Genomic DNA, 15,855 nt, shown 5'->3' with positions numbered 1-15,855 from the left:
GAACACGGAAGTTAAGCTCTCTAGCGCCGATGGTAGTTGGGACCTTGTCCCTGTGAGAGTAGGACGTCGCCAAGCAATTAAAAACACAAGTCTTTTGACTTGTGTTTTTTTGTGTTTTCAAACAGTACGAAAAAAGAAGTAATGGTAATACAAACACGTTACCCAAGGGTTAATCATATTATATAAGAGATGGATGTATATTTTTCTGTAAATTGTTAAGGAATAGAAGTATAAAATATGTCCATTTAAATAGGGAGGGAAGGTTATGAAAGTACAAAATGAAGTTTGTATTGTTTGTGAGACAGAAAGAAAAGAAGGGATATATGTTTATAATAATTTAATATGTTATGAATGTGAAAAGGATATGGTGAATACGGAGACAAATGATCCGAAGTATATATATTATTTAAAACAGCTTCGGAAATTAGAAGTATCATATTTTTAAATAGGCATATGCCTATTATTTTTTTTGTTCTGTATAATAGAGGAAGAATGAAATAATAAGGAAGAGATATAGATGAATCAAAATCGCATACCTTTATATGAGGCATTAACAGAGTTTAAAGAAAGAGGGCCGTTATCCTTTCATGTTCCAGGTCATAAAAATGGTTTAAACTTCCCTCAGGAAGCTGTAGGGGAGTTTAAAGATATACTATCTATCGATGTAACTGAGTTGTCAGGGTTAGATGATTTACATAGTCCGTTTGAATGTATAGATGAGGCACAACAGTTATTAGCTGATGTATATGGAGTGAAAAAAAGTTATTTTTTAATTAATGGTTCAACAGTAGGGAACCTAGCAATGATTTTGTCTTGTTGTAGGGAACATGATATTGTTCTTGTACAAAGAAATTGTCATAAATCAATTATTAATGGTTTAAAATTAGCGGGCGCAAATCCAATTTTTTTAGATCCATGGATTGATGAAGCTTATAATGTACCGGTGGGAATTCATGTTGAAATTATTAAGGAAGCAATTAAAAAATATCCAAATGCTAAAGCACTCATTTTAACGCATCCTAATTATTATGGTATGGGGATGGATCTAGAGGCAAGCATTGCTTATGCACATGCACATAAAATCCCCGTTTTAGTAGATGAAGCACATGGAGCCCATTTTTGTTTAGGAGGGGCATTTCCAAAATCAGCATTAGCATATGGTGCAGATATTGTAGTTCATTCTGCACATAAAACATTACCCGCGATGACAATGGGGTCCTATTTACATATAAATAGTTGCTTAGTGAAAGAAGAGAAAGTTTCTACCTATTTAAGTATGCTACAATCTAGTAGTCCATCGTATCCAATTATGACTTCTCTTGATATTGCACGCTTTACAATAGCACGTATAAAAGAAAATGGACATGATGAAATTGTCGAGTTTTTACGGGGATTTAAAGATGAATTGTGTTCTATTCCACAAATAGCTATTTTACAGTATCCATTACAAGATGAGTTAAAGGTTACTGTACAGACACGTTGTCAGTTATCAGGATACGAATTACAGTCTGTATTTGAAAAGGTCGGTATATATACAGAAATGGCGGATCCATATAATGTCCTATTTATTTTGCCCTTGCAAATAAATAAGGAGTATATGAAGGCTATAGAGATGATCCGAGGGGCATTGCAATATTATGAGGTGAAAGACAAGAAGGAATCTATTCGTTATACTTATAAGGGAGAATTCTCTCCTTTACCGTATACATATAAACAACTGGAAGGGTATGAAACAAAAGTAGTATCTGCAGAAGAAGCAGTTGGGATGATAGCGGCAGAAATGGTAATTCCGTACCCACCTGGAATTCCATTGATTATGTATGGGGAAAGAATTACTTCAGAACATAAAGAGCAAATTATGTATTTAGAGCAATCGGGCGCTCGTTTTCAAGGTAGCACGAAATATATGCAAGTGTATGATATAGAAAGTAGGTTTTAGAATGAAGGGATTATTTGTAACAATTGAAGGTCCAGAAGGTTCGGGTAAAACAACGTTAATTAAAAGTTTATTGCCGTACTTTGAACAAAAAGAACAAAAGGTAATGGCGACGAGAGAACCAGGTGGTATTGCAATTTCAGAGGATATTAGAACAATTTTACATAAACAAGAATATACGATGATGGAAGCACGTACAGAGGCGCTTCTGTATGCAGCTGCACGTAGACAACATTTGGTGGAAAAGGTTATGCCGGCACTTAACGAGGACTACCTTGTATTATGTGATCGTTTTATAGATAGCTCTTTAGCGTATCAAGGATATGCAAGAGGGTTAGGTATGGATAAAGTATTTGAAATAAATCGTTTCGCAACAGAGGACTGTATGCCTAGTTTAACGATTTACCTAGACATTGAACCAGAGATTGGTTTAGCTCGCATTGAAAAAGATGCAGGACGTGAAGTGAATCGATTAGATATGGAAGATATCTCTTTCCATAAACGTGTCCGTGAAGGATATTTACAAGTTGTAGAACGTTTCTCAGATCGTATTGTATTGGTAAATGCTGATCAACCAATGGAAAAACTTATAGAAGAAGTTGTTCAGATTATAGAAGATAAATTGTTATAATAGAAGGAAAGAATGAAATAAGTGAGGTATGCATTATGACGAAGACGTGGGAGCAGCTTTCTGCTATACAACCCATCGGTGTAAAAATGTTGATGAATAGCATTGTAAAAGAGCGTATATCCCACGCTTACTTGTTAGAGGGAGGGAAAGGGACTGGAAAGTTTGCAACGGCAATTCAAATGGCAAAGAGTTTCCTTTGTTTTGGGCGGAATGGGGTAGAGCCTTGTCATGTATGTACAAATTGTAAGCGAATTGATTCAGGTAACCACCCTAACTTACATATTGTAAAACCAGACGGATTATCTATTAAGAAGCAGCAAATTCATGATTTACAAGAAGAGTTTTCAAAAACAGGATTAGAAGCAAATAAAAAAGTATATATTATTGAGCACGCAGATCGTATGACAGCAAATGCAGCGAATACACTTTTAAAATTTTTAGAAGAACCAAGTAGTGATACAACAGCTATTCTACTTACTGAACAAAGTCATCAAATTTTAAATACGATTTTATCTCGCTGTCAAGTTGTTACATTTAGACCGTTACCTACGGAATCTTTAATTAGAAGATTACAGGATGAAGGTATTACGGCATCTTTATCGACACTTGCTGCGCAACTCACGAATAGTTTTGATGAAGCTTTAGCTTTATGTAGTGATGAATGGTTTGCACAAGCACGAGCTTTAGTGATAAAATTATGTGAAGCGCTCGAAAAGGATAAAGCCTCTATTTTTTTTGTACAAGAAAAATGGGGAAAACACTTTGGAGAGAAAGAACAATTACAGCAAGGTTTAGATATGTTGCTCCTTATTTATAAGGATTTATTATATGTTCAACTTGGAGAAGAAGATCGTCTTGTTTTTCATGAGCAGAAAGAGATGTTTGAATCTTTCTCCTATGCTCAGAAGCGCATTGTATCAGCTCTCTTTAATATATTAGAGGCAAAAAATAGAATCAACGCTAATGTAAATGCGCAGCTTGTGTTCGAACAGTTAGTGTTGCGGTTGCAGGAGGGATGACCGTTTTGTATGATGTAGTAGGTGTTCGCTTTAAGAAGGCCGGAAAGGTGTATTACTTCGATCCGAATCAGTTCGATATCTCTGAAAATGAGTTTGTAATTGTAGAAACAGTAAGAGGTATTGAGTACGGAAAAGTAGTTATTACCAAAAAGCAAGTTGATGAAAACGACGTTGTATTACCGCTAAAAAAGGTTATTCGTATTGCAAATGAAAATGATCGTACCATTGTTGAAGAGAACAAATATGCTGCGAAAGAAGCATATCAAGTTTGTCAGCAAAAGGTAGTAGAGCATAATCTTGATATGAAACTTGTAGATGTAGAGTATACGTTCGATCGCAATAAGATTATTTTCTACTTTACTGCGGATGGTCGGATTGATTTCCGCGAACTAGTGAAGGACTTAGCGGCAATTTTTAGGACAAGAATTGAACTAAGACAAATTGGTGTTCGTGATGAAGCGAAGATGCTTGGTGGTATTGGTCCGTGTGGTCGTATGCTTTGTTGTTCTACTTTTTTAGGAGATTTTGAACCTGTATCCATTAAGATGGCAAAGGATCAAAATTTATCATTAAATCCTGCAAAAATCTCTGGTTTATGTGGTCGCTTAATGTGTTGCTTAAAATATGAGAATGATGAATATGAGGCAGCAAAGGAACAACTTCCTGATTTAGATCAACGTATACAAACCCCGAATGGTACTGGCCGTGTTATCGGATTAAATATTTTAGAAAGATTAATTCAAGTGGAACTAGTAGACAAGGAACGGATAGTAGAATATACGTTAGATGAGTTAGTGAATAAAGGGGTCGTTTCGAGTCAAACCACAGATTAATGAGGTGGGTGCTTGTGGAGAAAAAAGATATTTTTGCATCGGTTTCTAGTATGGAAGAGCAAATTGGACATTTATACAAACAGTTGGGAGAATTAAAACAACATCTTGCAGAGTTGTTGGAAGAGAACCAACATATAAAAATGGAAAATGAAAATTTGCGACACCGCTTTGAAGAAGTGCAGATTAAGGAAAAACAAAAAACTCAAAAACGTAAAGAAGTGAAGCCGAAGACAACTGATATTGGCGAAGGCTATGATAATTTAGCAAGGCTATATCAAGAAGGTTTTCATATTTGTAATCTGCATTATGGAAGTGTACGTAAAGAGGGAGATTGTTTATTCTGCCTGTCATTTTTAAATAAAAAGTGAAATTACCTTTCCAATTATAATTGGAAAGGTAATTTTTTATACATGAGAGTAGAATGAAATATGTTTTTTTATTAGTAGAAGATGAAATAGGGTAGGTTAAGTGTAAGAAAAGGAGTAACATATGAATTTATATGAAGATGAACGTTTAGATTACTTATTAGCGCAAGATATGAAGATTGTACAAAGCCCATCAGTATTCAATTTCTCGTTAGATGCTGTTTTACTTGCAGACTTTGCTTGGGTGCCAATTCAAAAAGGTAATGTACTTGATCTGTGTACAGGTAACGCAGTCGTCCCCCTTTTATTAAGTACAAGAACAAAGGGAAATATTACAGGTGTAGAAATTCAAGAACGTTTATATGATATGGGAATCAGAAGCGTTCAATACAATAAGTTAGAAGAAAGAATTCACTTAATACATGGGGATTTGAAAGATATGCCGGAGAAACTTGGACGTCATCAATATGATGTTGTCACATGTAATCCCCCTTATTTTCAAACACCTGCAACTTCTGAGAAAAATATGAATGAACATTTAGCGATAGCTCGTCATGAAATTATGTGTACATTAGAGGATGTTGTATCTGCAAGTAGTCAGTTAGTAAAGCAAGGTGGGAAAGTAGCATTTGTACATCGTCCAGGTCGTTTACTAGATATTGTTACATTAATGCGTAAATACAAGATTGAACCAAAGCGTGTAAGATTTGTTTATCCTAAGGCAGGGAAAGAAGCGAATACATTGTTAATTGAAGGAATTAAGGATGGAAACGCAGATTTGAAAATATTGCCCCCTCTTTTTGTATATGAAGAAAATAATGAATATACAAAGGAGATTCGTTCAATTTTATATGGAGAAGAATAAGCATTGTTTTTATGTAGTAGAGTGCTCTGACGGAAGTTATTATGCTGGATATACAAATCATATAGAGAAGCGGATTCAGACCCATAATAGTGGAAAAGGGGCTAGGTATACGCGTGCTAGACTTCCTGTTGTTTTAAAATACATAGAATTTCATGAAGATAAGCGTACAGCTATGCAAGCAGAGTATTATTTTAAGCAGTTAAATAGAAAACAAAAAGAAGAATACATGCAAAAAGGAGAACGCTATGTGGCAACAAAAAAGCTTTCAACAAAATGAAAAGGGAGTTTTATATTTAGTACCAACTCCTATTGGAAATTTAGAAGATATGACATTTCGTGCAATCCGAATTTTAAAAGAAGCTGATTTAATTGCTGCTGAAGATACGAGACAAACGAAAAAACTTTGTAATTACTTCGAAATTGAAACACCTGTTATGAGTTACCATGAGCATAATAAGGAAGTAAGCGGGAAGAAAATATTAGGGAAGTTAGACGAAGGAAAGACAGTAGCACTTGTTAGTGATGCTGGTATGCCGTGTATTTCCGATCCAGGTTACGATATTGTTGTAGAGGCTGTAGCGGAACAGTATCATGTTATCCCGCTTCCTGGGGCAAATGCGGCCCTTACAGCATTAATTGCATCAGGCCTTGAAACAAAACAGTTTTATTTCTACGGATTTTTACAAAGAAATAAAAAAGAAAGAAAAATGGAGTTAGAGAAGCTTCGTTATGTACAAACTACAATGATGTTTTATGAAGCGCCTCATCGTTTAGATGATACTTTAATCTCAATGCAAGAAGTGTTGGGAAATAGAGAAATTGTATTATGTCGAGAGTTAACGAAAAAATTCGAGGAATTTATTCGAGGAACAATCGAAGAAGCAATTGAGTGGACGAAACAAAATGAAGTTCGTGGCGAGTTTTGTATTTTAGTAGCTGGTTCAACGGAAGAACCTGCCCCAGAAGAACAATGGTGGGAATCTATTTCAGTATATAATCATATTGAACACTATATAAACGAAAAAGGTATGAATTCAAAAGAAGCTATAAAAACAGTCGCTAAAGATCGAGATTTGTCGAAACGCGATGTATATCAAATCTATCATGTCGATAAAAAATAAGCTTCTCATAATTGAGAAGCTTATTTTGCTGTTTCGATATAATCTTGAAGTTCGTTTAAGACTTGCTCAGCGCCTTCTTTACTTAAGATAATTTTACCTTCAGCTAAAGATAGGTTACCATCAGATACTTCACCAGTTACTTGACAAGTCATGTTTGGCTTATATTTTTTTAAGATGATTTTCTCGTCATCAACGTAGATTTCAAGAGCATCCTTTTCTGCAATACCTAAAGTACGGCGTAATTCGATTGGAATTACTACACGACCTAATTCATCAACTTTACGAACGATACCAGTAGATTTCATAATTCTTTTCCTCCTAAAGAAATAGTTTATAAGTTTCGAGTCTATTTTCTAGATTCGTCATTTTTCGACAAAATACCCTATGGACATATGATACCAATCATTTACATTTCCGTCAATTCTTTAATTCTATATTTTTTAAAAAGATTTATAGATTTCTTACTTCTTATATATAATAGAATGAGAGTAATTTCTACTATTATTTCACTTTATTTTCAGAAAAATTTATATATTGTAAGTAAGGATTGTATATTTTCTTGAAATATGAGTAATAGATGATAAAGATACCAGGCATTAATTCGTTTTTTATCCTGCGTTAACAAGCAGTAAGATTCCCACTTCAAAATTTGGCTGGAGCAAAGAAGTTAAGTGGGCGTTGGGCTACTCGTAAAAGCCCGATTGGTGCGGGCTAATAATTCGCGGGAGTGAACAAAACCCTCACAGATTAAAGTTTCACTTTATATATAAGTTTTTGATATACTGTTTATAAATACATATGAGGTTATCCGGGAGGTCCAAAACAATGACAAAGGAAAATAAGTCCTTTTATATTACTACCCCAATTTATTATCCAAGTGGAAAATTACACATTGGACATGCTTATACAACCGTAGCAGGAGATGCGATGGCACGATATAAGCGTATGCAAGGATACAATGTTCATTATTTAACAGGAACTGATGAGCATGGACAGAAGATCCAAAAGAAAGCAGAAGAATTAAATGTTACACCACAAGCATATGTGGATAACATTGTTGCAGGAATTAAAGAGCTCTGGGAGAAGATGGATATCTCTTATGATGATTTTATTCGTACAACTGAAGATCGTCATAAAGATGTTGTTGAAAAAATCTTCAAGCAACTAGTAGATCAAGGTGATATTTATCTTGATGAATATGAAGGTTGGTATTCTGTACAAGATGAGACATTCTATACAGAGCATCAATTAGTAGATCCAATTATGGAAGGTGACAAAGTAGTTGGAGGAAAAAGCCCAGATAGTGGTCATGATGTAGAACTTGTTCGTGAAGAATCGTATTTCTTTAGAATGGGTAAATATGTCGACAGACTATTAAAATTCTATGAAGATAATCCACATTTCATTCAACCAGAGTCTCGTAAGAATGAGATGATTAATAACTTCATTAAACCAGGCTTAGAAGATTTAGCTGTTTCTCGTACTTCATTTGACTGGGGAGTTCGTGTTCCAGGTAACCCGAAACACGTTATTTACGTATGGGTTGACGCATTATCTAACTACATTACAGCATTAGGTTATGGAACAGAAAATGAAGAGATGTATAAAAAATTCTGGCCAGCTGATGTGCATTTAGTTGGAAAAGAAATCGTTCGTTTCCATACAATTTATTGGCCAATCATTTTAATGGCATTAGATTTACCTCTTCCGAAAAAAATCTTTGCTCATGGTTGGATTTTAATGAAGGATGGAAAGATGAGTAAGTCAAAAGGAAACGTAGTAGATCCAGTTACATTAATCGATCGTTACGGATTAGATGCATTACGTTATTACCTACTTCGTGAAGTTCCATTCGGATCTGATGGCGTATTCACACCAGAAGGATTTGTGGAGCGCATTAATTTTGATTTAGCAAATGACTTAGGTAACTTGTTAAATCGTACAGTAGCTATGATTGATAAGTACTTTAACGGAGAAATCCCTGCATTTAAAGCGAATGTAACGGAATTTGATGAAACGTTAGTAACGTTTGCAAAAGATACATTGAAAAAAGTAGAAGAAGCAATGGAGAATATGGAATTCTCTGTAGCGCTAAGCTCAATTTGGCAATTGGTTAGCCGTGCAAATAAATATATTGATGAAACACAACCGTGGGTATTAGCGAAAGATGAGAATGATCGTGAAAAATTAGCTTCTGTAATGGCTCACTTAGCAGAAGTACTTCGTCAAACAGGTATTATGCTTATGCCGTTCCTAACAGTAGCACCAAATAAGATGTTTGCTCAGCTTGGACTTACTGAAGAGGCACATAAATCTTGGGAAAGCCTATCTACAATTGGCTGTATTCCAGCTGGAACAAAAGTAGAAAAAGGAAACCCGATTTTCCCTCGTTTAGAAATGGAAGTAGAAGTAGGGTACATTAAAGAACAAATGAAAAGTTCTGCTCCTAAAGTAGAAGAGAAAAAAGAAGAAGAGCCGAAAGCAGAAGAAATTACAATTGATGATTTCTTTAAAGTAGAATTACGCGTAGCTGAAGTACTATCAGCTGAACCTGTGAAAAAAGCAGATAAGTTGTTAAAAATTCAGCTGGATTTAGGTACAGAAAAGCGTCAAGTTGTTTCAGGAATTGCAAAATTCTATTCGCCGGAAGACCTAAAAGGTAAAAAGGTTATTTGCGTAACAAACTTAAAACCTGTAAAATTACGCGGTGAATTATCACAAGGTATGATTTTAGCGGGTGAAGAGAATGGCGTGTTGTCATTAGCATCAATCGACCAAAATCTACCAAATGGTACGAAAATCAAGTAATTAAGACAAGAAAAGAGATGTTTCACGTGTAACATGTGTGAAGCATCTTTTTTCTTTTTACATTCTCTATTTTTGCATTAAAATTATAGTATTGTTATCGTTAAGTTATTAAAGAGCTTATTTTTTAGAATAAACTTGATTTCAATATAAAAGGAGTTATGTATTATGTTGTTTGATACACATTCACATTTGAATGCAGAGCAATTTGAAGAAGATTTGCAAGAGGTTATTGCACGAATGAAAGAAGCGGGGGTTACCTATACAGTTGTTGTTGGTTTTGATGAAGTAACGATAAAAAAGGCGATTGAATTAGCTGAAACTTATGATTTTATTTACGCTGCGGTTGGATGGCATCCAGTTGATGCAATCGACATGACAGAAGAACATCTAGCTTGGTTAGAAGAACTTGCTTCTCATCCTAAAGTCGTTGCACTTGGAGAGATGGGATTAGATTATCATTGGGATAAGTCTCCAAAAGAAATACAGAAGGAAGTATTCCGTAAACAAATTGCATTAGCCAAAAAGGTGAAATTGCCGATTATTATACATAACCGCGATGCAACTCAAGATATTGTTGATATTCTAGAAGAAGAGAATGCAGCTGAAGTGGGAGGCATTATGCATTGTTTTAGTGGCAGCGTAGAAGTAGCAGAGCGATGTGTTGATATGAACTTTTTAATTTCGTTAGGCGGCCCAGTTACATTTAAAAATGCTAAGAAACCGAAAGAAGTTGCCACGGAGATTCCATTAGAGAAATTGTTAATAGAGACGGATTGTCCATATTTAACACCACATCCATTTCGAGGAAAACGAAATGAACCGAGTTATGTAAAACTTGTAGCAGAAGAAATTGCGAATTTAAAAGGAATTTCTTATGAGGAAGTAGCAGAAATAACAACAAAAAATGCAAAAGCTTTATTTGGTGTTGAATAAAAAGGAGTGGGAGAACCCATTCTTTTTTATTTTTGTGAAAAAATAAGGGCGAATGAGGAAGTGTTACAATAAGAAGAGAGAACAAAGTTTTGGCCATTCTATTTTTTAAAATGTAAGAATGGGGAAAATAATAATGGAAAAGTCGTCATTTTTTTGTTTTACTAAGTAGAGACGAAACGAGTGTGGAGGCAAGCATGAAAATTAAAGAGATTATCGTTGTAGAAGGTAAAGATGATACAGTTGCGATTAAGCGTGCTGTTGATGCGGATACAATTGAAACGAACGGTTCAGCAATCGGTGATCATGTTATTGAGCAAGTTAAATTAGCGCTGCAAAAACGGGGCGTTATTATTTTCACAGATCCGGATTATCCTGGAGAGCGTATTCGAAAAATTATTTCTGATAAGGTGCCTGGATGTAAGCATGCCTTTTTACCGAAGGAAGAAGCACTTGCCAAAAGGAAAAAGGGTGTCGGAATTGAACATGCTTCTAATGAATCAATTCGCCGTGCTTTAGAGAATATACATGAAGAAATGGAAGCTTACACAAGTGAAATTAGTTGGAGCGATCTAGTCGATGCAGGTTTAGTGGGCGGAGAAATGGCAAAGAGTCGCAGAGAAAGAATGGGTAAGCTATTAAAGATTGGTTATACAAACGCAAAACAGTTACATAAACGATTACAAATGTTTCAAGTTTCAAAAGAAGCATTTGCAGAAGCTTATAAGCAAGTCGTACAGGAGGAAAGAAAATGAAGGATATCGCAACGCCAAATCGTACGAAAGACATTGTTGAAAAGTACGGATTTTCATTCAAAAAAAGTTTAGGACAAAATTTTTTAATTGATACGAACGTATTAAATCGTATTGTTGATCACGCTGAAATTGGTTCAGAAAGTGGTGCAATTGAAATTGGGCCAGGTATCGGTGCGTTAACAGAACAATTAGCGAAGCGTGCTAAAAAAGTAGTAGCTTTTGAAATTGATCAGAGGTTATTACCGATTTTAGATGAGACGCTAGCTCCATATAGCAACGTTACAGTTATAAATAAAGACGTACTAAAGGCAGATGTACATGAGGTGTTTAGTGAGCAATTTGAGGAAGGGCAAGATGTAATGGTAGTAGCGAACTTACCGTACTATATTACAACGCCAATTTTATTTAAATTGTTGGAAGAGAAATTACCGGTTCGTGGATTTGTTGTTATGATGCAAAAAGAAGTTGGAGATCGTTTAGCTGCTAAACCTGGAACGAAAGAGTATGGTTCTTTATCCATTGCTATTCAGTATTATACAGAGGTAGAAACAGTTATGACTGTACCGCGTACAGTGTTTGTGCCACAACCAAATGTTGATTCTGCGATTATTCGTCTCCTAAAGCGCCCGAAACCAGTTGTAGAAGTAACAGATGAGACATTCTTCTTTGAAGTAGTACGAGCAAGTTTTGCACAGCGTCGTAAAACTTTAATGAATAATTTATCAAATAATTTAAATGGTTTCCCGAAAGATAAAGAGCTGTTGGATCGAATTTTAACAGAAGTAGGAATTGATCCAAAACGAAGAGGCGAAACGCTATCTATCGAGGAGTTTGCAACATTAAGTAATGCATTAGTTCTTCATAAATTGTCATAAGAATAGAAAAGGGACAGTTCAACTTGAACTGTCCCTTTTGTCACCTTTCCTCTCTTACATTCATACTTTAAAAACAGGTAAGATGGCCTAACGAGTTTGGAGGTAGGAGAATGGCTTTACATGTTGGAGAATTAGTGGAACGATATTCTCATAATAGGGATATCCTTTTTCGTATTATAGAAATAAAAGGCGAGATAGCTATATTATTTGGAGAGGAAATTAGACTGGTGGCCGATGCGCCACTTGAAGATTTAGTTAGTATAGACCAACGAGAACATAAAAAAAGAGCGAAGCGTGAGAAAGAAACGATGGAGCGTACGTATCGTTTGTTTCAACAAGATTATGTATTAATGAAACAAAGGCATGAACACACTTCAACAGGTGGATATACAAGTGAGGTGAATTATTTTCAAATGCCAGGACGTGTATTGCATATAGATGGAGACCCGTTATATTTGCGCAAGTGCTTAGACTTATATAATAAAATTGGTGTTCCTGTACAAGGTATTCATTGTAAAGAAACAGAGATGCATGAAAAGGTAGTAGATTTAATAGATCATTTTCGTCCGGATATTTTAGTTATTACGGGTCACGATGCATATACCAAATCAAAAGGGGTAAAGGGAGATTTAGCAGCATATAGGCATTCAAGGCATTTTGTACAGGCTGTTAGAGAAGTGAGAAAAAAATATCCATCATTGGATCAACTCGTTATTTTTGCCGGGGCATGCCAATCACACTTTGAAGCATTAATTCGAGCAGGTGCTAATTTTGCTAGTTCACCATCTAGAATTAATATTCACGCACTAGATCCTGTATATGTGGTTGGAAAAATTAGTTTTACGTCATTTATGGAAAGAGTAAATGTATGGGATGTTGTACGTAATACGATTACCGGCGAAAAGGGACTTGGCGGGATTGAGACGAGGGGGATTTTACGAACTGGATTACCCTTTCAACATTATGAAGAATAAGCAAGGTACATATGTATCTTGCTTTTTTGTATGGAAAGGATTTAAATCAGCTTGGATAAAAAGAGACAAGAACGCGCAGACTACATAATGATACTTTTACAATATAGTATTTCTTCTATCTATTTGAACGCATGATGCTTTTATAATGATATTGTCTGTAAGTTGCGGTTAATAATTGGGATAGATATATCGTGTTTTAAGTGTTCAATCTAAATTACAGCGAGGTGTAGCGAAGTATATGTCAAAACGTTTAGATGAAATTAAAAGCGAATTAGATCACCATCTTGGACAGAGACTGATGTTAAAGGCAAATAGTGGGAGAAGAAAAACAGTAGAACAATCAGGTGTACTTGCAGAAACGTACCGTTCTGTTTTTGTTGTACAATTGGATCAGCAAGAAGATGCGTTGCAACGTGTATCGTATAGCTATGCGGATGTTTTAACAGAGACAGTAGAGTTAACATTTTATGGTGAACCTCATAATGAAGTGATTTTATAATTCATGTATCGTTACATATATTCCCACAAATGAAAAGCTATATTATTTTGCATACTAATTATACCGTAGCAAAATAAGGAGGGACTCTGCATTGAGTAGACGAAGAGGTGTCATGTCAAATCAATTTAAAGAAGAGCTTGCAAAAGAGCTAGGCTTTTATGATGTTGTTCAGAAAGAAGGCTGGGGCGGAATTCGTGCGAAAGATGCTGGTAACATGGTGAAACGTGCTATAGAAATTGCAGAACAGCAATTAATGAAACAAAACCAGTAGTTGTAAGATACTTTCTATGCTACGGTAGCCGAGGAGTGATTCCTCGGCTTTTTGTACTCGAAAAGGTGCCATCATTTTACATAAGTAGTTTCATTCTGAATGCTTTTCGTTATAATTAGGGAAGTGTCATCGTCTTACTATAAATTTATGGTAAAATAAACGATAAAAGATTGAGTACATAGAGTGGGTGAATAGATTGAAGCTACTAGTGAAAGCACCAGCAAAGATTAATCTGTCGTTAGATGTACTGGGAAAAAGACAAGACGGATATCATGAAGTGAAAATGATTATGACAACAATTGATTTAGCGGATCGTTTAGAACTAATGGAATTAGCAGAAGACCGTATTGAAATTTTATCCCATAATCGGTATGTCCCAGACGACCAAAGAAATTTAGCTTATCAAGCAGCGAAATTATTAAAAGAGAAGTTTAATGTGAAAAAAGGCGTATCTATTACTATTGAAAAAACGATTCCAGTAGCAGCTGGATTAGCAGGTGGAAGTAGTGATGCAGCAGCGACATTACGTGGCCTTAATAAATTATGGAATTTAGGGCTTACAATTGATCAGTTAGCAGAGCTTGGCGCAAAAATCGGATCAGATGTATCATTTTGTGTATATGGTGGGACAGCAATTGCCACAGGAAGAGGAGAGCAAATTGAGCACATAAAAACTCCGCCTTCTTGTTGGGTTATTTTAGCAAAACCCCATATTGGTGTATCTACTGCTGATGTGTATGGAAATTTAAAGTTAAATCGAGTTACACATCCAAATGTAGATAAAATGGTTAACGTCATAAATGCTGGGGACTACAAAGGGATCTGTGATACTGTTGGTAATGTTTTAGAAGATGTAACGTTTGCGATGCATCCTGAAGTTGCACGTATTAAGGCACAGATGAAGCGATTTGGGGCGGATGCTGTATTAATGAGTGGAAGTGGCCCAACCGTATTTGGTCTTGTGCACCATGATTCGCGAATGCATCGTATATATAACGGATTAAAAGGATTTTGTGAACAAGTATACGCAGTACGTTTATTAGGAGAGCGAGAAACGCTTGAATAAAGACGTATAATACGTTATGATTTGTTTAGAATATTCGTGATTTGAGGTGAGAGTATGAAAATTAGACGAAGTACAAGATTAGTCGATATGACGTATTACTTGTTACAAAACCCTCGTCAGCTAGTTTCTCTCACTTTTTTTGCTGAAAGGTATCAATCAGCTAAGTCTTCCATTAGTGAAGATTTAGTTATTATTAAGCAAACGTTTGAACAACAAGGGGTCGGCACATTGCAAACGGTACCAGGAGCAGCAGGAGGAGTGAAATATATACCATATATAAGTGAGGAAGAGGCAGATCTAATTATTGGTGAGCTTTGTAGCTTATTTGAAAATCCAGGTCGTATTTTGCCTGGTGGTTACTTATATATGACAGATCTTTTAAGTAATCCTCGCCATATTAATGGCGCAGGTCGTTTGTTTGCTTCTGTTTTTGCTAGGCAATCAATTGATGCGGTTATGACGGTGGCAACGAAGGGGATTCCACTTGCTTATGCGGTGGCAAATTACTTAGATGTACCGGTAGTAATTGCAAGGAAAGATAATAAGGTAACAGAAGGCCCAACTGTTAGTATTAACTATGTATCAGGTTCTTCTAAGCGAATTCAAACAATGACGTTAGCAAAGCGTAGCCTTCCAGAGGGATCAAATGTTTTAATTATTGATGACTTCATGAAAGCTGGCGGGACAATTCAAGGTATGATGAGTATGTTAGAAGAGTTTAAGGCTAATGTTGTTGGTATTGGTGTATTAGTAGAATCCACGGATATTGAAGAAAGACTAATTAATAATTTTGTATCATTAATTCGTCTTTCAGAAGTTGATGTGAAAGAAAAAGCGATTCAAGTGGAAAAGGGAAATTATTCACTGGCACCATTTGATGAAGGGCTTGTAGAGGCTGAGTAAAAAG

At 35.6% G+C, this 15,855-nt stretch carries 19 protein-coding genes; 18 read left to right on the top strand and 1 reads right to left on the bottom strand.

Features of this window, described 5'->3' with window-relative positions:
• Nucleotides 1-265 precede the first annotated feature (265 nt).
• The 9 genes from MKO96_RS28565 to rsmI all read left to right on the top strand — a co-directional run bounded on the left by MKO96_RS28565 (nucleotide 266) and on the right by rsmI (nucleotide 6,770).
• Entirely contained in the window at nucleotides 266-445 is a 180-nt protein-coding gene (locus tag MKO96_RS28565; protein WP_064475144.1) for a sigma factor G inhibitor Gin, read from the top strand.
• 72 nt (nucleotides 446-517) lie between these two features.
• The gene (locus tag MKO96_RS28560; protein ID WP_240589299.1) at nucleotides 518-1,939 is read left to right on the top strand and encodes an aminotransferase class I/II-fold pyridoxal phosphate-dependent enzyme; all 1,422 of its coding nucleotides are present in this window, start codon (nucleotides 518-520) and stop codon (nucleotides 1,937-1,939) included.
• A 1-nt stretch (nucleotide 1,940) separates the two neighbouring features.
• Nucleotides 1,941-2,567 (top strand): dTMP kinase, encoded by a 627-nt coding sequence (tmk, locus tag MKO96_RS28555; RefSeq protein ID WP_000677225.1) that lies wholly within the window; start codon nucleotides 1,941-1,943, stop codon nucleotides 2,565-2,567.
• Between the two features lie 35 nt (nucleotides 2,568-2,602).
• Nucleotides 2,603-3,586: a DNA polymerase III subunit delta' gene (gene holB, locus MKO96_RS28550; protein WP_240589298.1), complete on the top strand. Its 984-nt coding sequence runs from the start codon at nucleotides 2,603-2,605 to the stop codon at nucleotides 3,584-3,586.
• A 5-nt stretch (nucleotides 3,587-3,591) separates the two neighbouring features.
• Nucleotides 3,592-4,419 (top strand): PSP1 domain-containing protein, encoded by an 828-nt coding sequence (locus MKO96_RS28545; protein ID WP_140386631.1) that lies wholly within the window; start codon nucleotides 3,592-3,594, stop codon nucleotides 4,417-4,419.
• A 14-nt stretch (nucleotides 4,420-4,433) separates the two neighbouring features.
• Nucleotides 4,434-4,787: a DNA replication initiation control protein YabA gene (yabA, locus tag MKO96_RS28540; protein WP_000412057.1), complete on the top strand. Its 354-nt coding sequence runs from the start codon at nucleotides 4,434-4,436 to the stop codon at nucleotides 4,785-4,787.
• A 121-nt stretch (nucleotides 4,788-4,908) separates the two neighbouring features.
• Nucleotides 4,909-5,649, top strand: coding sequence for a tRNA1(Val) (adenine(37)-N6)-methyltransferase (locus tag MKO96_RS28535; protein WP_060486369.1), 741 nt, complete (start codon nucleotides 4,909-4,911; stop codon nucleotides 5,647-5,649).
• Nucleotides 5,636-5,926 carry a GIY-YIG nuclease family protein gene (locus MKO96_RS28530; RefSeq protein WP_000414343.1) on the top strand — a complete coding sequence of 97 codons (291 nt, stop codon included), beginning with the start codon at nucleotides 5,636-5,638 and terminating at the stop codon, nucleotides 5,924-5,926. Before MKO96_RS28535 ends, MKO96_RS28530 begins: the two co-directional genes overlap by 14 nt.
• The gene (gene rsmI / locus MKO96_RS28525; protein WP_076542778.1) at nucleotides 5,895-6,770 is read left to right on the top strand and encodes a 16S rRNA (cytidine(1402)-2'-O)-methyltransferase; all 876 of its coding nucleotides are present in this window, start codon (nucleotides 5,895-5,897) and stop codon (nucleotides 6,768-6,770) included. Before MKO96_RS28530 ends, rsmI begins: the two co-directional genes overlap by 32 nt.
• 20 nt (nucleotides 6,771-6,790) lie before the next feature.
• Here the strand turns inward: rsmI and MKO96_RS28520 are convergent, their stop codons facing one another.
• Entirely contained in the window at nucleotides 6,791-7,075 is a 285-nt protein-coding gene (locus tag MKO96_RS28520) for a transition state genes transcriptional regulator AbrB (protein ID WP_000843037.1), read from the bottom strand.
• A gap of 520 nt (nucleotides 7,076-7,595) precedes the next feature.
• Here MKO96_RS28520 and metG point away from each other — a divergent pair.
• From metG to purR, 9 genes are all read left to right on the top strand, one after another.
• Complete coding sequence (metG, locus tag MKO96_RS28515; RefSeq protein ID WP_087979099.1) at nucleotides 7,596-9,578, top strand: methionine--tRNA ligase; 1,983 nt, start codon at nucleotides 7,596-7,598, stop codon at nucleotides 9,576-9,578.
• A 165-nt stretch (nucleotides 9,579-9,743) separates the two neighbouring features.
• Entirely contained in the window at nucleotides 9,744-10,511 is a 768-nt protein-coding gene (locus tag MKO96_RS28510) for a TatD family hydrolase (RefSeq protein ID WP_087979100.1), read from the top strand.
• Between the two features lie 194 nt (nucleotides 10,512-10,705).
• On the top strand, nucleotides 10,706-11,263 hold the full coding sequence (rnmV, locus tag MKO96_RS28505; RefSeq protein ID WP_087979101.1) for a ribonuclease M5: 558 nt from the start codon (nucleotides 10,706-10,708) through the stop codon (nucleotides 11,261-11,263).
• Complete coding sequence (rsmA, locus tag MKO96_RS28500) at nucleotides 11,260-12,138, top strand: 16S rRNA (adenine(1518)-N(6)/adenine(1519)-N(6))-dimethyltransferase RsmA (RefSeq protein ID WP_000651555.1); 879 nt, start codon at nucleotides 11,260-11,262, stop codon at nucleotides 12,136-12,138. The genes rnmV and rsmA overlap by 4 nt, the downstream gene beginning before the upstream one ends.
• A gap of 110 nt (nucleotides 12,139-12,248) precedes the next feature.
• On the top strand, nucleotides 12,249-13,112 hold the full coding sequence (yabG, locus tag MKO96_RS28495) for a sporulation peptidase YabG (RefSeq protein ID WP_087979102.1): 864 nt from the start codon (nucleotides 12,249-12,251) through the stop codon (nucleotides 13,110-13,112).
• 238 nt (nucleotides 13,113-13,350) lie between these two features.
• Nucleotides 13,351-13,611, top strand: a complete 261-nt coding sequence (veg, locus tag MKO96_RS28490; RefSeq protein WP_000044349.1) for a biofilm formation stimulator Veg — start codon at nucleotides 13,351-13,353, stop codon at nucleotides 13,609-13,611.
• Nucleotides 13,612-13,702: 91 nt separating this feature from the next.
• A complete protein-coding gene (sspF, locus tag MKO96_RS28485) occupies nucleotides 13,703-13,882 on the top strand; it encodes an acid-soluble spore protein SspF (RefSeq protein WP_001985066.1) in 180 nt (59 codons plus the stop codon).
• Between the two features lie 196 nt (nucleotides 13,883-14,078).
• Nucleotides 14,079-14,948, top strand: coding sequence for a 4-(cytidine 5'-diphospho)-2-C-methyl-D-erythritol kinase (gene ispE, locus MKO96_RS28480; protein ID WP_000772096.1), 870 nt, complete (start codon nucleotides 14,079-14,081; stop codon nucleotides 14,946-14,948).
• Nucleotides 14,949-15,002: 54 nt separating this feature from the next.
• A complete protein-coding gene (purR, locus tag MKO96_RS28475; RefSeq protein ID WP_240589297.1) occupies nucleotides 15,003-15,851 on the top strand; it encodes a pur operon repressor in 849 nt (282 codons plus the stop codon).
• Nucleotides 15,852-15,855: the final 4 nt, after the last annotated feature.

The sequence above is a fragment of the Bacillus sp. ES1-5 genome (assembly GCF_022487605.1).
Classification (GTDB): Bacteria; Bacillota; Bacilli; order Bacillales; family Bacillaceae_G; genus Bacillus_A; species Bacillus_A wiedmannii.
This window is presented reverse-complemented; position numbering and strand designations above follow the sequence as displayed.

Bases quoted from the DNA above. Each gene is read 5' to 3' on its own strand.
- MKO96_RS28565 (WP_064475144.1), top strand. From the start codon at position 266: ATGAAAGTACAAAATGAAGTTTGTATTGTTTGTGAGACAGAAAGAAAA.
- MKO96_RS28560 (WP_240589299.1), top strand. From the start codon at position 518: ATGAATCAAAATCGCATACCTTTATATGAGGCATTAACAGAGTTTAAA.
- tmk (WP_000677225.1), top strand. From the start codon at position 1,941: ATGAAGGGATTATTTGTAACAATTGAAGGTCCAGAAGGTTCGGGTAAA.
- holB (WP_240589298.1), top strand. From the start codon at position 2,603: ATGACGAAGACGTGGGAGCAGCTTTCTGCTATACAACCCATCGGTGTA.
- MKO96_RS28535 (WP_060486369.1), top strand. From the start codon at position 4,909: ATGAATTTATATGAAGATGAACGTTTAGATTACTTATTAGCGCAAGAT.
- MKO96_RS28530 (WP_000414343.1), top strand. From the start codon at position 5,636: ATGGAGAAGAATAAGCATTGTTTTTATGTAGTAGAGTGCTCTGACGGA.
- rsmI (WP_076542778.1), top strand. From the start codon at position 5,895: ATGTGGCAACAAAAAAGCTTTCAACAAAATGAAAAGGGAGTTTTATAT.
- MKO96_RS28520 (WP_000843037.1), bottom strand. From the start codon at position 7,075: ATGAAATCTACTGGTATCGTTCGTAAAGTTGATGAATTAGGTCGTGTA.
- metG (WP_087979099.1), top strand. From the start codon at position 7,596: ATGACAAAGGAAAATAAGTCCTTTTATATTACTACCCCAATTTATTAT.
- MKO96_RS28510 (WP_087979100.1), top strand. From the start codon at position 9,744: ATGTTGTTTGATACACATTCACATTTGAATGCAGAGCAATTTGAAGAA.
- rnmV (WP_087979101.1), top strand. From the start codon at position 10,706: ATGAAAATTAAAGAGATTATCGTTGTAGAAGGTAAAGATGATACAGTT.
- rsmA (WP_000651555.1), top strand. From the start codon at position 11,260: ATGAAGGATATCGCAACGCCAAATCGTACGAAAGACATTGTTGAAAAG.
- yabG (WP_087979102.1), top strand. From the start codon at position 12,249: ATGGCTTTACATGTTGGAGAATTAGTGGAACGATATTCTCATAATAGG.
- veg (WP_000044349.1), top strand. From the start codon at position 13,351: ATGTCAAAACGTTTAGATGAAATTAAAAGCGAATTAGATCACCATCTT.
- purR (WP_240589297.1), top strand. From the start codon at position 15,003: ATGAAAATTAGACGAAGTACAAGATTAGTCGATATGACGTATTACTTG.